At 65.4% G+C, this 14,202-nt stretch carries 14 protein-coding genes and 1 tRNA gene; 11 read left to right on the top strand and 4 right to left on the bottom strand.

Features of this window, described 5'->3' with window-relative positions; translation table 11 throughout:
- The first annotated feature begins 55 nt into the window (after window positions 1–55).
- The 9 genes from JWQ89_RS10325 to JWQ89_RS10285 all read left to right on the top strand — a co-directional run bounded on the left by JWQ89_RS10325 (window position 56) and on the right by JWQ89_RS10285 (window position 9,645).
- The gene (locus tag JWQ89_RS10325) at window positions 56–1,306 is read left to right on the top strand and encodes an ABC transporter substrate-binding protein (RefSeq protein WP_299640705.1); all 1,251 of its coding nucleotides are present in this window, start codon (window positions 56–58) and stop codon (window positions 1,304–1,306) included.
- 116 nt (window positions 1,307–1,422) lie between these two features.
- Window positions 1,423–2,337 carry a sugar ABC transporter permease gene (locus tag JWQ89_RS10320; RefSeq protein ID WP_299640707.1) on the top strand — a complete coding sequence of 305 codons (915 nt, stop codon included), beginning with the start codon at window positions 1,423–1,425 and terminating at the stop codon, window positions 2,335–2,337.
- Window positions 2,334–3,239 (top strand): carbohydrate ABC transporter permease, encoded by a 906-nt coding sequence (locus tag JWQ89_RS10315; RefSeq protein ID WP_299640703.1) that lies wholly within the window; start codon window positions 2,334–2,336, stop codon window positions 3,237–3,239. Before JWQ89_RS10320 ends, JWQ89_RS10315 begins: the two co-directional genes overlap by 4 nt.
- Window positions 3,240–3,241: 2 nt before the next feature.
- Complete coding sequence (locus JWQ89_RS10310; protein ID WP_299640701.1) at window positions 3,242–4,318, top strand: ABC transporter ATP-binding protein; 1,077 nt, start codon at window positions 3,242–3,244, stop codon at window positions 4,316–4,318.
- A 110-nt stretch (window positions 4,319–4,428) separates the two neighbouring features.
- Complete coding sequence (locus JWQ89_RS10305) at window positions 4,429–5,178, top strand: sugar phosphate isomerase/epimerase (RefSeq protein WP_299640698.1); 750 nt, start codon at window positions 4,429–4,431, stop codon at window positions 5,176–5,178.
- Between the two features lie 11 nt (window positions 5,179–5,189).
- A complete protein-coding gene (locus tag JWQ89_RS10300) occupies window positions 5,190–5,933 on the top strand; it encodes a sugar phosphate isomerase/epimerase (protein WP_299640696.1) in 744 nt (247 codons plus the stop codon).
- A gap of 4 nt (window positions 5,934–5,937) precedes the next feature.
- The gene (locus tag JWQ89_RS10295) at window positions 5,938–7,080 is read left to right on the top strand and encodes a Gfo/Idh/MocA family oxidoreductase (RefSeq protein ID WP_299640694.1); all 1,143 of its coding nucleotides are present in this window, start codon (window positions 5,938–5,940) and stop codon (window positions 7,078–7,080) included.
- 217 nt (window positions 7,081–7,297) lie between these two features.
- The gene (locus JWQ89_RS10290; protein ID WP_299640691.1) at window positions 7,298–8,353 is read left to right on the top strand and encodes a sugar phosphate isomerase/epimerase; all 1,056 of its coding nucleotides are present in this window, start codon (window positions 7,298–7,300) and stop codon (window positions 8,351–8,353) included.
- A gap of 137 nt (window positions 8,354–8,490) precedes the next feature.
- Window positions 8,491–9,645 (top strand): Gfo/Idh/MocA family oxidoreductase, encoded by a 1,155-nt coding sequence (locus tag JWQ89_RS10285; RefSeq protein WP_299640690.1) that lies wholly within the window; start codon window positions 8,491–8,493, stop codon window positions 9,643–9,645.
- Here the strand turns inward: JWQ89_RS10285 and JWQ89_RS10280 are convergent.
- The 3 genes from JWQ89_RS10280 to JWQ89_RS10270 form a co-directional block, all read right to left on the bottom strand.
- Window positions 9,584–10,549 (bottom strand): TraB/GumN family protein, encoded by a 966-nt coding sequence (locus tag JWQ89_RS10280; RefSeq protein ID WP_299640689.1) that lies wholly within the window; start codon window positions 10,547–10,549, stop codon window positions 9,584–9,586. The genes JWQ89_RS10285 and JWQ89_RS10280 overlap by 62 nt on opposite strands.
- A gap of 11 nt (window positions 10,550–10,560) precedes the next feature.
- Window positions 10,561–10,866: an ETC complex I subunit gene (locus tag JWQ89_RS10275; RefSeq protein WP_299640688.1), complete on the bottom strand. Its 306-nt coding sequence runs from the start codon at window positions 10,864–10,866 to the stop codon at window positions 10,561–10,563.
- Window positions 10,867–10,882: 16 nt separating this feature from the next.
- Window positions 10,883–10,959 (bottom strand) — tRNA-Pro (locus JWQ89_RS10270).
- 100 nt (window positions 10,960–11,059) lie between these two features.
- Between JWQ89_RS10270 and JWQ89_RS10265 the strand changes: the two genes are divergently transcribed.
- Window positions 11,060–11,791, top strand: coding sequence for a phosphatase PAP2 family protein (locus tag JWQ89_RS10265; protein ID WP_299640687.1), 732 nt, complete (start codon window positions 11,060–11,062; stop codon window positions 11,789–11,791).
- Here JWQ89_RS10265 and metC read toward each other — a convergent pair.
- On the bottom strand, window positions 11,781–12,971 hold the full coding sequence (metC, locus tag JWQ89_RS10260) for a cystathionine beta-lyase (RefSeq protein WP_299640685.1): 1,191 nt from the start codon (window positions 12,969–12,971) through the stop codon (window positions 11,781–11,783). The two genes, JWQ89_RS10265 and metC, sit on opposite strands and share 11 nt — an antisense overlap.
- A gap of 216 nt (window positions 12,972–13,187) precedes the next feature.
- Between metC and JWQ89_RS10255 the strand changes: the two genes are divergently transcribed.
- Window positions 13,188–14,202, top strand: a 1,015-nt coding sequence (locus tag JWQ89_RS10255) for an amino acid ABC transporter substrate-binding protein (RefSeq protein ID WP_299640683.1), incomplete at its 3' end; no start/stop codon positions are given.

The raw sequence follows: 14,202 nt of genomic DNA, 5'->3' as shown, positions 1-14,202 counted from the left end.
CGGCCGATGCTTTCGCAGGAGCATCCGCTCCAAGTGAACGTTGGGAGGACTACATATGAAGAAATTTGTGTCGGTGGTTGCCGTCATGGCCGCCGCTTTCCTGGGCAGCACTGCGGCCCGCGCTGCTGACGTCGAAGTCATTCACTGGTGGACGTCTGGTGGCGAGCAGGCCGCCGTGTCCGTGTTCGCCAATGAGTTCGACGCAACCGGCGACAAGTGGGTCGACAACGCGATCGCTCTGGGCGAAACCGCCCGTGCCGCGATCATGCAGCGCGCCCTCGGTGGCGATCCCCCGGATGCCGCGCAGTTCAACCCTGGCCGTCAGTATGAAGAGCTGATCCAGGCCGGCCTGCTGCTCGACCTGACCCCGCTCGCTGAGTCCGAAGGCTGGGACAAGTTCATCCGTCCCGCCCAGATCGCCGAACCGTGCCATATCGATGGCAAGTGGTGGTGCGTCCCGGTCAATATCCACATGCAGAACTGGGCATGGGCCTCGGTTGCCGCCTTCACGAAGGCCGGCCTCGAAGTCCCGACAGACTGGGATACCTACCTCGCCGATCTGCCCAAGCTGAAGGAAGCCGGCGTGATCCCCTTCGCCGTTGGCGGTGACGGTGGCGGCTGGCAGATTTCGCTGCTCGCCAACCAGCTCATCCTCGCTCAGCTCGGCGCCGAGACGGTCGAGAAGATCTGGAAGGACAAGGACCTCGAGCTCGCCGGCGGGCCGGAAGTGCTGAAGGCTTTCACCACCCTCAAGAATCTCGGCACCTACGCCGACCCGGGTTCGCCGAACCGCAGCTGGTCCGACACCGCCGCTCTCGTCATCAAGGGCGATGCCGCCCTCCAGGTGATGGGCGACTGGGCTCAGGGTGAGTTCCAGGTGGCCGGCCAGAAGCCGGGCGTCGACTATGCTTGCCTGCTCGGGCCGCTGCTGCCTGAACCCAAGAACGTCCGCATCGGCGGCGACATCTTCGTGTTCTTCAAGCAGAACGACCCTGAAGTCGAGCGCGCCCAGCTGTCGCTGGCCTCCACGATGGTCAATCCCCGCACCCAGGCGCTGTTCAACAACGCCAAGGGTTCGGCTCCCATCCGTGACGACGTCGATATGTCGCTCGCCAATGACTGCATGAAGAAGGCCATCGGCGTTCTCTCGCAGCCCGGCGCCGTCGTGCCTGACCAGAACGTGTGGCGCAACGAAGCCTTCGCGACGGCTCAGAACGCCATCTTCTCGGATCTGATCTACAACGCGAACACCACTCCGGAAGCGGCCCAGGCGCAGTTCGTCGAACTGCTGAAGAACGCGGAGTAAGCTATATTGATCCTGCGGCGGCCCGGCTATGCTGGGCCGCCGCATTCATTTTCGGCCGTTCGGGACGGTTTCGGGGAACCAGCAGCGTGACCACTATTGTTGCTTACGAGCAGAGCCTGACGACAGGCCAGCTCAAATCCAGGGCCAATCGCCGGCGGCTGCTCGGCAAGCTGCCTGCCATCATCGGCACCCTACCCATGATGGCCGTCGCGATCGGCGTCTTCGTCATCGGCATCGCGTTCACCGTGGTGCTCTCCTTCACCAACTCCAAGCTGTTCCCGAGCTTCAACTTCGTCGGCACGCGCCAGTACGAAGTCCTGTGGTCGACGACGCGCTGGGTAGAGTCGGTCAAGCACATCTGGTTCTACGGGCTCGGGCAGATTTCGGTCAGCCTAGTGTTCGGCTTCCTGCTCGCCGTCTTCATGGACCAGCGCATCCGCGGCGAGGACGCGTTCCGCACCATCTTCCTTTACCCTTTCGCGCTGTCGGCGGTGATCACCGGTCTCATCTGGCAGTTGATGCTTGAGCCGATCTGGGGCCTGCAGGCCGCGGTTCGGAGCCTCGGCTTCACCAATTTCACCTTCGCACCGCTGGCGGATGGCAACACCGCGCTCATCGGCATGGTGATCGCCAGCGTCTGGCAAGGCACCGGCGTGACCATGGCTATCCTGCTCGCTGGCCTGCGCGGCATCGACGATGAAATCTGGAAGGCCTCGAGGGTCGACGGCATCCCGGCGTGGCGCACCTATCTGAGCATCGTCCTGCCGATGATGCGCGGCACGGTGGCGACCGCGCTGGTCCTGCTCGTCGTCAATGTCGTGCGCACCTTCGACATCGTCATCGCCATGACAGGCGGTGGCCCGGGCATCGCCACGCAGATGCCGGCCACCTACGTCATCGACAATATCAATGCGCGCAATGTCGGCCACGGCATGGCTGCGGCGACCTGCATGCTGCTGCCAATCGCTGCCCTGGTCCTGCTCCAGGCCATCCTCCGCTGGCGCGCCGCGCGCAAGAGGAGCGCCGCATGACCGCCCTTGCCCCGACCAGCATCGGCGTCGAGCCCTCGGGTCCGAGGCCCAGGCACATCACCGCCGGCCGTATCGGCATCTATGCCTTCCTCATCATCGCGGCGCTGTTCTTCCTCCTCCCCCTCTGGGTGATGGTCATCACCTCGATGAAGTCGATGAGCGAGATCCGCGCCGGCAACATCTTCGCCCTGCCGATGCAACCTACTCTCGATTACTGGGTCAAGGCGTGGAGTTCCGCCTGCACCGGCGTCAGCTGCAACGGGCTCGCGCCCGGCTTCTTCAATTCCTTAAAGATCACCGCGCTGTCCGTGCCGGTCTCGATCGTCATCGCCATGATCAATGGCTACGCACTGAGCTTCTGGCGCTTCCGCGGTTCTGAGCTGCTGTTCGGCATCCTTGTGTTCGGCGCCTTCGTGCCGTTCCAGGTGCTGATCTACCCGATCATCTTCGCGCTGAGCCGGGTGGGGCTGTTCGGCACGCTGCCCGGCATCGTCATCGTCCACACCATCTTCGGCATGCCGATCCTGACGTTGTTGTTCCGCAACTTCTTCGCCTCGCTCCCCTCCGAGCTGTTCAAGGCGGCCCGCGTCGACGGGGCAGGGTTCTGGCGCATCTTCTTCTGGGTGATGCTGCCCATGTCGGTGCCCATCGCCATCGTCGCGGTGATCCTGCAGGTCACCGGCATCTGGAACGACTTCCTCTTCGGCCTGGTGTTCGCCGGCCGCGAGAACCTGCCGATGACGGTCCAGCTCAACAACATCGTGCGCACCTCGACCGGCACGGTCGAGTACGGCACCAACATGGCGGCCACGGTGCTCACCGGTGCGGTGCCGCTGATCGTCTATTTCGTTTCCGGCAAGTGGTTCGTCCGTGGCATCGCCGCCGGCGCCGTGAAAGGCTGACTATGGCTACCAGCGTAGAAATCAAGGATCTCTCCCTCAACTACGGCTCCGTGAAGGTGCTCGACCGGCTGAACCTCGACATCGCCGAGGGCGAGTTCATCGTGCTGCTCGGCCCCTCGGGCTGCGGCAAGTCCACGCTGCTCAACTGCATTGCCGGGCTGCTCGACGTCTCCGACGGGCAGATCCACATCTCGGGAAAGAATGTCACCTGGGAGGAGCCCAAGGACCGCGGCATCGGCATGGTGTTCCAGTCCTACGCGCTCTACCCGCAGATGACGGTGGAAAAGAACCTGAGTTTCGGCCTCCGCGTCGCCCGCATGCCCAAGGCCGAGATCGATAGCCGCGTCAAGCGCGCTTCCGAGATCCTGCAGATCGAACCGCTGCTCAACCGCAAGCCGGTCGAACTCTCCGGCGGCCAGCGCCAGCGCGTCGCCATCGGCCGGGCGCTGGTGCGCGACGTCGACGTGTTCCTCTTCGACGAGCCGCTCTCCAACCTCGACGCCAAGCTCCGCAACGACCTGCGCGTCGAGATCAAGCGGCTGCATGCCCGGCTCAAGAACACCATGATCTACGTCACCCACGACCAGATCGAGGCCATGACGCTCGCCGATCGCATCGCCATCATGAAGAACGGCGTGATCCAGCAGTTGGCCGACCCGCACACCATCTACAACAAGCCGGTCAACCTGTTCGTCGCCGGCTTCATCGGCTCCCCGTCGATGAACTTCATCAAGGGCGACCTGCAGGGGGCGACCCTCAGCGTCGACGGCCAGGCCAACATCCCGCTCGCCAACTACCAGTTCGCCAACCAGACCAACGGCGCATCGATCCTCGGCATCCGGCCCGAGCATATCCTCGTTGGCGAGGACGCGCGGAAAATGCCGGTCCAGCTGGAAAGCGAGATCGAGATCGTCGAGCCGATGGGCGCCGACACCGTCGCCTGGACCAAGATCGCCGGCCAGTCGCTGACCTTCCGCGCCGCCGCCGAGGTTCATCTCGAGCCCGGCCAGAAGGTGCTGATCGGCTTCGATCCCGGTCGGGGTTCCGTCTTCAACGTGGAAAGCGGCAACCGCATCTGACCATCGGCTCACCCACCTGCCGGCGCGTAGCGATCGGCAGAGCCGCACCAAATCAGCGATGCGCCGCCCCGGACCCAACCGGGGCGGTCGCTTTCTGGAGGAGATAACACTTGGACTTTTCATTCCAGCTCTACAGTGCCCGCAACTTCCCGCCGCTGGACGCCGTCCTCGGCCGGGTCGCGAAGCTCGGCTACAAGCAGGTCGAAGGCTTTGGCGGGCTCTATGCCGATGCCGAAGGCCTCGCCGCCTCGCTGAAGCAGCACGGCCTCACCATGCCCACCGGCCATTTCGGCCTCGCCCAGCTCAAGGACACCGACACCGCGCTGAAGACCGCCGAGACGCTCGGCATGCGCTTCCTCTACTGCCCAGCCGTCCCCAAGGAAGAGCGGGACAACCAGCCTGACAGCAAATGGATCGAGCTCGGCGAAACGCTGGCAAAGCTCGGCGAAGCCTTCCGCCGCCGCGGCTTCGGCTTCGGCTGGCACAACCATGATTTCGAGTTCCGACCCACGGCGAGCGGCAAGCTGCCGATGGACATCATCCTCGATACCGCCGGCAACAATGACTGGGAAATGGACGTCGCCTGGGTGGTGAAGGGCGGCCACGATCCAATCGAGTGGATCAGGAAGCACGGCCGCCGCATCAACGCCGTGCACGTCAAGGACATCGCCCCCGCCGGCGAAGCCGTGAACGAGGACGGCTGGGCCGATGTCGGCCACGGCACCATGGACTGGCAGGCGCTCTCCACCGCCATCAAGCAGCACACTAACGCCCGCTACTGGGTGATGGAGCACGACAATCCGTCCGACGTCGATCGCTTCGCGTCGCGCTCCATCGCCGCCGTCAACGCCTGGAAGTGAAAGAGGCCCCAATGGATATCGGTTTCCAGCTCTACAGCGCCCGCAACTACCCGCTCGCGGACGTGCTCAAGAAAGTCGCCGCGCTAGGCTACACCCAGACTGAAGGCTACGGCTCGCTCTACACCGACCCGGCAGCGCTGAAGGCCCAGCTCGACGCCAACGGCCTCACCATGCCGACCGCCCATATCAGCCTCGGCGACCTCGAGGACACCTCGAAGACCCTGAAGCTCGCTGAAACGCTCGGCATCAAGGTCGTCGTCTGCCCCTGGCTCGCGCCAACCGACCGTCCGACCTCCGCCGATGGCTGGCGGAAGTTCGGCGACCGGCTGCAGAAGATCGGCAAGCCCTTCCAGGATGCCGGCCTCGGCTTCGGCTATCACAACCACGATTTCGAGTTCGCCACCTATGACGGCCGCTACGCCATGGACTGGCTGCTCGAGGCCGCCCCGGCGGTGAGCTGCGAGGCCGACGTCGCCTGGATCGTCCGCGGCAAGGCCGATCCGGCCCCGTGGCTCGAAAAGAACGGCGACCGCATCATCGCCGTCCACGTCAAGGACATCGCGCCCGCCGGCGAGAATGCCAGTGAAGACGGCTGGGCCGATGCCGGCCATGGCGTCGTGCCGTGGCAGACCCTGTGGCCGATCGTCCGCAACAAGACCAGGGCGCAGTACTTCATCGCCGAACACGACAATCCCAACGACATCGACCGGTTCGCCTCCCGGTCGATCGCCTTCATCAAATCCCTCGGAGCCTGAGATCATGGCAAAGACCTATGGCGTCGGCATCATGGGTGCCGGCAATATTTCGGCCGCCTACCTGCGCCTCGCGCCGCTGTTCCGTAACCTCGAAGTCCGCGCCATCGCCGACATCCTCCCCGAAGCCGCGCAGAAGCGGGCAGGGGAGTACAACGTCGCGGCCCAGACCCCCGACGAGCTCTTGAAGAACTCGGAAGTCGACGTGATCGTCAACCTGACGATCCCCTCGACCCACTTCTCGGTCAGCAAGGACATCCTCTCGGCCGGCAAGCATGCCTATTCCGAAAAGCCGTTCGTCCTCAGCGTCGAAGAGGGCATCCAGCTCAAGGCGCTGGCCGACGAGCACAACCTCAAGGTCGGCTCGGCGCCCGACACCTTCCTCGGCGGCGCCCACCAGCAGGCCCGCGCCATCATCGACTCGGGCAAGCTCGGCAAGATCGCCTCGGGCACCATGCACGTCCTCAGCCGCGGCATGGAGCACTGGCATCCCAATCCGGACTTCTTCTTCCAGCCCGGCGGCGGCCCGATCCTCGATCTCGGCCCCTACTACATCACCGACCTCATCAGCCTCGTCGGCCCGATCAAGCGCGTCACCGCCTTCACCGGCATGGCCCGCACCGAGCGCGAAGTGACCACGCCCGGCTCGCCCTACCTCGGCACCTTCATCAAGGTCGGCACCCCGACCACGATCCACGCCATCCTCGAGTTCCACAACGGCGCCATCATCACGCTGGGCGCCAGTTGGGACGTCTCCAGCCACGGCCACCACAATATCGAGCTCTACGGCACCGATGGCACGGTCTATGTGCCCGACCCGAACTTCTTCAACGGCGAGCTGACCGTCACCAATCGCGGCGGCGACAAGGAGAAGGTGATCCCCTGGGACCACCCCTTCGGCATCGCCAACCAGAACCTCGATACGCCCAACCCGCGCGCCAACTACCGCAACGCCGGCCTCGCCGACATGATGGACTCGATCGAAACCGGCAAACCCGCCCGCTGCGGCCTCGACGTGGCGCTCCACGCGGTGGACGTCATGACCTCGATCCTGAAAGCCGGCGAAACCGGCCAGGTCATCACCCTCGCCACCACCTGCGAACGCCCGGCCGCACTGGGCCCGGACGAGGCCCGCGCGCTGCTGCGCTGAGATCTGCGCTGAGGCGATTGCGTTGAATGAACACGGACCCGGGCATCGCTCGGGTCTTCTCCCCCGCCCCTCCTCGCCTTGACAGATTCCGGCGCACAGTGAAGGTAACTCCCGACATGTCGGCGGCGGCTCGGCTCCTTCGGGCGAGGGCACCCCGCAGACCTGAGGTACGTGCACGCGACGGCGGCGGAACCGCGCCGCTCATGGGAGGATACTGATGCGCACCATCAAGGGGCCGGGCATTTTTCTGGCTCAATTCGCCGGGGACAAGCCGCCGTTCGATACGCTCGACAACATCTGCCGATGGGCCGCCGGCCTCGGTTACAAGGGCGTGCAGATCCCGACCTGGGTCGGCAGCCTGATCGACCTCGAAAAGGCAGCGACCTCAAAGACCTACGCCGACGAGATCAAGGGCACGGTAAACAGCCACGGGCTCGAGATCGCCGAGCTCTCGACCCACCTCCAGGGCCAGCTCGTCGCGGTCCACCCGGCCTATGACGCGCAGATGGACGGCTTCGCGCCCGCGAGCGTCCACAACAACCCCAAGGCCCGCCAGGAATGGGCGGTACAGCAGCTGAAATGGGGCGCCGCCGCCTCGAAGAATCTCGGCCTCAAGGCGCACGCGACTTTCTCGGGCGCGCTCGCCTGGCCCTACCTCTACCCCTTCCCGCAGCGCCCCGCCGGCCTCGTCGAGGAAGCCTTCGATGAGCTGGCCCGCCGCTGGACCCCGATCCTCGACGAGTTCGACCGCAACGGCGTCGACGTCTGCTACGAAATCCACCCCAGCGAGGACCTGCACGACGGCATCACCTACGAGATGTTCCTCGAGCGCGTGCACAACCACCCGCGCGCCAATCTCCTCTACGATCCCAGCCACTTCGTGCTGCAGCAGCTCAACTACCTGGATTACATCGACTTTTACCACGAGCGCATCCGCATGTTCCACGTCAAGGACGCGGAGTTCAACCCGACCGGCAAGCAGGGCGTCTATTCGGGTTTCCAGTCCTGGGTGAACCGCGCCGGCCGCTTCCGCTCGCTCGGCGACGGCCAGGTCGATTTTGCCGGCATCTTTTCCAAGCTCAGCCAGTACGGTTTTGACGGCTGGGCCGTGCTCGAGTGGGAGTGCGCCATCAAGTCGGCGGAGCAGGGCGCGGAGGAGGGGGCTCCCTTCATCCAGAGCCATATCATCCGCGTCACCGAAAAAGCCTTCGACGATTTCGCCGCGGCCGGCACCGACAAGGCCGCCAACCGCAAGATGCTCGGGCTGAGCTAGGCAACAGGCCCGCCACACCCCCGATGTCATCCCGGCGAAGGCCGGGACCCATCCTGAGATATCTCAAGCTGGACCCCGGCCTTCGCCGGGGTGACACCGTGGGGGGCGAGGTCCCGGACCAAGAGAGGGAAGAACAAATGGCAGAAAACGGCGCACCGCGCATCCGTCTGGGCATGGTCGGCGGCGGGACCGGGGCCTTCATCGGCTACGTCCACCGCATCGCCTCCCGTCTCGACGGGGACTACGAACTTGTCGCTGGCGCGCTGTCGTCCAACCCGGCGACAGCGCAGGAATCGGGCCGGAATCTCGGCCTCGCTGAGGACCGCATCTACACCTCCTACGAGGAGATGGCAGCGCGGGAATCCGCCCGTCCGGACGGCATCCAGGCGGTCTCGATCGTCACCCCGAACCACGTGCATTTCGGCCCCGCAAGAACCTTCCTCGAGGCCGGCATCCACGTCATCTGCGACAAGCCGCTGACCTCGACGCTGCAGGACGCCCGCGCGCTGGCCGCGATCAAGCCGAAGAACGGCGCGAAATTCCTCCTCACCCACAACTACACCGGCTACCCGCTGGTGCGGCAGGCCCGCGAGATGATCAAGTCGGGCCAGCTCGGCAAGATCCGCGTCGTGCAGGTCGAGTACCCGCAGGACTGGCTGACCGTTGCGGTCGAAAAGACCGGGGCCAAGGGCGCCGAGTGGCGCACCGATCCCAAGCGCTCCGGCGCCGGCGGCGCCATCGGCGATATCGGCACCCACGCCTACAACCTCGCCCGCTTCGTCACCGGCCTCAAGACCGACGCAGTCAGCGCCGACCTCACCAGCTTCGTCGAGGGCCGTGAGCTCGACGACAACGTCAATATCCTGCTGCGCTTCGAAGGCGGCGCCCGCGGCATGCTGTGGGCCAGCCAGGTCGCCGTCGGCAACGAGAACGGCCTGCAGCTGCGCGTCTACGGCGAAAAGGGCGGCCTCGAATGGCGGCAGGACAACCCGAACTACATGTGGTTCACCGAGTTCGGCAAACCCAAGCAATTGCTGACCCGCGGCGGCTCGATCACCGGCAGCCCCGCTTCTTCGATGAACGTCCGCATCCCCTCCGGCCACCCGGAGGGCTACCTCGAAGCCTTCGCGACGCTCTACCACCAGTTCGCCGAAGTGATCCGCGGTGGGGGCAATGACGTCGCGCCGCTCCTACCCAGCCTCGCCGACGGCGTCGAAGGCATGGAGTTCATCATGGCCTCCGTCGCCTCGTCCAAGGCCGACGGCAAGTGGACCCGGCTGAGCGACGTCTGAAGCTGTCCGATCGCGCTGCCGGCGGGCCGCCCGCCGGCGGCTCGTCCACCCGTTCGACCGTATAGCTGCGCTGCTCCAGCAACGCCGGCACGCCGCCCGAACCGACGAGGTGCCCGGCCCCGACGATGATCAGCGAGTCATCGTTGTCGGCCAGCATCTGCTCGATCGGCGTCAGCCAGCGCTCGTTGCGCTTGGTGACCAGCGTGTCGTAGCTCGCCCGGTCGCGCGGCGTCATCTGCTCCGTCATTGCCCGGAGCAGTGCCGAGGTATCGCCACGCTCCCACGCCGCCATCAGCGGCTCGAGCGCCTCAGTGGCCCCGCTCTCGATGCCTTCGACAGTCGACATCAATGCGTCGATCTGTTCCTCGATCGGAGCGTCGGCGAGAAACCCCATCTGCTCGGCCGCCGTCTCGAGGCTCCGCTTCCGCTCGGGAGCGATCTCGGCATCGAGCAGCATCTCGACGCCGGCGCGGGTCCTGATGCCCGAACCCCCACCCATCAGCGCCATGGTTGCGAACCAGGGCTGCATGCGCTCGAGCGTCGCGACGTCCAGCCCGGATTGCGCGGCAACGCCGCTAAGGCGCCGATGCTCGTCGGGCGTCAGCAGGTCGGCCAGCGTCTTGCCGTCGCGCAGCATGCCCTTGGTGATGGAAATCTGGGTGATCGTCGAGTACGCCTCGATATCCATCACCACCTCGAAATAGACGTGCTCCGCCGCCTTGAGGATGGCGTCGAACTCCGGCGTCCGCCAGTCGACATCGCGAGTGAACATGTGCACCGAGCCGAACAGGTAGACCGCGCTGTCGGCATCGCTGACTTTCCACAGCGCCGGATCGGCCAGCGCCGGGCCGCTCAGCGCAACTGCGGCAAGCATGGAGAAGATGGTGCGGCGGAGCAATCTCACGCCGCCGGCCCTCAGTGCGTCCAGGGCGTCTTGCGGTCGAAGCGGAAATTGTCCGAATAGCTGGTGCGCTTCACCGTGAACTTCTGATCGGGCAGCACCTGGTAGGGGATGCCGTTCTTGCGCGCATAGGCCTCGGCCTCTTCCAGCGTATCGAAGGTGAGCCGGATCTGCGCCCGCGTATCGGAGCTCGAGGTGTACCCCATCAGCGGCTCGATCTCCCGGGGCGTCGCCGGCTCATGCACCAGCACCCACGCCTTGGACTTGCCCCGCCCCGACTGCATGGCATTGGGCGCAGGCCGGAAAATACGTGCCGTCATCGATTTCCTCGTCAGATGGTCGGGGCAAAGTGATTCGAACACTCGACCCCCGGTTCCCAAAACCGGTGCTCTACCAGGCTGAGCTATACCCCGAACTCTCCACATCCGTTATCGGGAGTTGCCGCAAAGAGCAAGCTGGCCGCGCACGTGACGCGCGCTTGACGGGAACGCCCCGATGCAACGACAAGAGCCCATGACCGATCTGAGCAAGCCTTGGCCGTTTGGCCTTTCCCGCCGCAACGCGCTGCCCTACGCCCTCGGTTTCGCCCTGCTTATTGCCGCGCTCTACTGGCTGGATCGGCCTCTGTCGGTCTGGGCGCAGGGGCTCCCCGACGGCGTCCGGGCGTTCTTCCAGTGGATGACGCAATGGGGGGAGTCGGACTGGATCCTGATCCCGGGCTTCATCGCGTGGCTCCTCGCCTGGCTGCTGTCGCTGCTCACGTGCGACAACCTTCGCCTCGCGGCCCGCGAAATCGCCGCGCTCGCCGGCTTCATCTTCCTGGGCGTTGGCCTGCCCAGCCTCGCCGCCACGCTGCTGAAGCGCATCATCGGCCGCGGCCGCCCCGAAACCTGGACCGCCGATGCGTTCCTCACCTTCCAGCCGCTGAACTGGAGCGCCTGGGACTACCAGGGCTTCCCCTCCGGGCACGCGACGACCGCCTTCTCGCTCGCTGCCGTGGTGGCGTTCCTCTGGCCCCGGGCCTTCTGGTCCGCCATGGCCTTCGCCGCCACGGTCGCCGTATCGCGCATCGTCGTCGGTGCGCATTATCCCACCGACATCACCGCCGGCGCGGTACTCGGCGTCCTCGGCGCCTACGCCGTGCGCAGCCTGTTCGTCGCCCGCGGCTGGCTGTTCACTGCCGCCGACGGGAAAACCGGCCGCCGCCCGTTCGCGGCGCTCCGCGGCCTCGTGTTCAGGCGGTAGCCGCCTGGTAGCGCCCCAGCGCCGCCGCCATGTCCGTCTTCAGGTCGTCCATGTCCTCGAGTCCCACATGTATGCGGAACATGCAGCCCTCGAAATCCCAGTGCGTCGCTGTGCGGATGCGCTCGGGATGGATGGGCAGGCAGAGGCTCTCGTAACCGCCCCACGAATAGCCCATGCCGAACAGCTCGAAATGGTTGACCATCGCCGCCACCGCATGCCGCGGCTTGGTCTTCAGCAGCACCGAGAACAGGCTCCCCGCGCCGGTGAAATCCCGCTTCCAGATCTCGTGGTCCGGATGGCTGGGCAGCGCCGGGTGATACACCGCCTCGACCAGCGGCTGCTGCTCCAGCCACGCGGCGAGTTCGGTCGAGCGCGCCGAGTGCTCCTTCATCCGGATGGCAAGCGTCCTCAGCCCGCGTGCCGCCAGGTACGCATCGTCGGGCGACGCACCGACGCCCTGCAGCCGGTGCCCGCGCTTCAGCTGCGGCAGCAGCTCGGCATTGGCCGATGCAGTCCCGAACATCGCATCCGAGTGCCCGACGAACATCTTCGTGCCGGCATGCACCACGATGTCCGCGCCGAGTTCGAGCGGCCGGTGGAACAGCGGCGTTGCCCACGAATTGTCGACCATGACGATGATGCCGCGCTTCTTTGCCACCGCAACGATCGCCGGCAGGTCCTGCACCTCGAAGGTCAGCGAGCCGGGGCTCTCGACGAAGATCAACTTGGTCTTATCGGTGCACAGCTCCTCGATCCGCGCCCCGATCCGCGGATCGTAGAACCGCGTCGAGACGCCGAACCGCGACAGCATGTTGTGGCAGAAATTGCGCGTCGGCTCGTACACCGTGTCGGTGACCAGCACCTCGTCGCCGCTCGCCACCACCGAGAGGATCGCCGTGGTGATCGCCGCGAGCCCCGATGACGCCAGCACCGTGCCGGCTGCCCCCTCGAGTTCGGTGATGATCGCCTCGACCGAACGATTGGTCGGGTTGTCGTTGCGGCCATAGCGATAGGGCGCGTCATGGTCGTCGAGGTCGTCGATGGTCTCGAACAGCACGGTCGAGCCGCGAAACACCGGCGTGTTGACGAAGCCGAAATGCTCCGCCGGGTTCCTGCCGGTATGCGTGAGAATGGTCTCGGGCTTGCCCAGCCCACCGGATTTCCCGGACTTCTTGCTCATTTTCGTCCTGCCCAAAATGCAGCCACTGTGGATAGTTGACCAAAAAACAGTCAGCTTTGTTGCCCCATTCCGGCTATGGAGCTTGACGCAACTGTCAATTGCAGCTTCGATGCTTAGCAGCATCACACCCGCCCTCCAAGGCGGAGGTGCCGCCGTGCGACGGGCAGGGGCCAAGTCGCACGGGCGAAAAACAGGGTCAGGAACAAGGCAACAACAATGCTCAATAAGCTACTTACCGTCGCGCTGGCGGCCGGCTTCGGCTTATCCGCCACCGCCGCTTTCGCACAGACGGCAACCTCCGCCACGCTCGATGCGGTCAAGGCCAAGGGGTACGTGCAATGCGGCGTGACCGGCGGCGTGCCGGGCTTCTCGGCGCCCGACGCGAACAACAACTGGTCGGGGCTCGAAGTCGACTACTGCCGTGCGCTCGCCGCGGCGATCTTCAACAACGCCGACGCCGTCCGCTACACCCCGCTCACCTCGCAGGAGCGCTTCACGGCCCTCTCGGCCGGTGAAATCGACGTGCTGTCGCGCACCACCACCTGGACCATGAGCCGCGATACCCAGCTCGGCATCAAGTTCGTCGGCACCCTGTTCTATGACGGCCAGGGCTTCATGGTCCGCAAGGCCGACAACATCAAGTCGGCGCTCGACCTGAGCGGCGCCGCCATCTGCATCGAATCCGGCACCACCACCGAACTCAACGCGGCCGACTACTTCGCCGCCAACAACCTCGAGTTCAACACCGTGGTGTTCGTCGACCAGGACGAAGTCGTGAAGGCCTACGAAGACGGCCGCTGCGACGTCTACACCACGGACTCCTCGGCCCTCGCAGCCGAGCGCTCGAAGTTCGCCAACCCGGCCGACCACATCATCCTGCCCGAGATCATCTCCAAGGAGCCGCTCGGCCCCGTGGTGCGCCAGGGCGACGACGGCTGGTTCAACATTGCCCGCTGGACCTACTACGCGCTGCTCGAAGCCGAGGAACTCGGCGTCACCCAGGCCAATGTCGACGACATGCTGGCCTCCGACAATCCGGCGATCAAGCGCCTGCTCGGCGTCGAAGGCGATTTCGGCACCCCGATCGGGCTGACCAAGGATTGGGCCTACCAGATCATCAAGGCGCTCGGGAACTACGGCGAGATCTATGATCGCAACGTCGGCCCGAGCACCCCGATCGGCCTCGCGCGGGGCCTGAATGCTCTGTGGAAGGATGGCGGTATCCAGTACT

The sequence above is a fragment of the Devosia sp. genome (assembly GCF_028290645.1).
Classification (GTDB): domain Bacteria; phylum Pseudomonadota; class Alphaproteobacteria; order Rhizobiales; family Devosiaceae; genus Devosia_A.
This window is presented reverse-complemented; position numbering and strand designations above follow the sequence as displayed.

Bases quoted from the DNA above. Each gene is read 5' to 3' on its own strand.
- JWQ89_RS10325 (WP_299640705.1), top strand. From the start codon at position 56: ATGAAGAAATTTGTGTCGGTGGTTGCCGTCATGGCCGCCGCTTTCCTG.
- JWQ89_RS10315 (WP_299640703.1), top strand. From the start codon at position 2,334: ATGACCGCCCTTGCCCCGACCAGCATCGGCGTCGAGCCCTCGGGTCCG.
- JWQ89_RS10310 (WP_299640701.1), top strand. From the start codon at position 3,242: ATGGCTACCAGCGTAGAAATCAAGGATCTCTCCCTCAACTACGGCTCC.
- JWQ89_RS10300 (WP_299640696.1), top strand. From the start codon at position 5,190: ATGGATATCGGTTTCCAGCTCTACAGCGCCCGCAACTACCCGCTCGCG.
- JWQ89_RS10295 (WP_299640694.1), top strand. From the start codon at position 5,938: ATGGCAAAGACCTATGGCGTCGGCATCATGGGTGCCGGCAATATTTCG.
- JWQ89_RS10290 (WP_299640691.1), top strand. From the start codon at position 7,298: ATGCGCACCATCAAGGGGCCGGGCATTTTTCTGGCTCAATTCGCCGGG.
- JWQ89_RS10285 (WP_299640690.1), top strand. From the start codon at position 8,491: ATGGCAGAAAACGGCGCACCGCGCATCCGTCTGGGCATGGTCGGCGGC.
- JWQ89_RS10275 (WP_299640688.1), bottom strand. From the start codon at position 10,866: ATGACGGCACGTATTTTCCGGCCTGCGCCCAATGCCATGCAGTCGGGG.
- JWQ89_RS10265 (WP_299640687.1), top strand. From the start codon at position 11,060: ATGACCGATCTGAGCAAGCCTTGGCCGTTTGGCCTTTCCCGCCGCAAC.
- metC (WP_299640685.1), bottom strand. From the start codon at position 12,971: ATGAGCAAGAAGTCCGGGAAATCCGGTGGGCTGGGCAAGCCCGAGACC.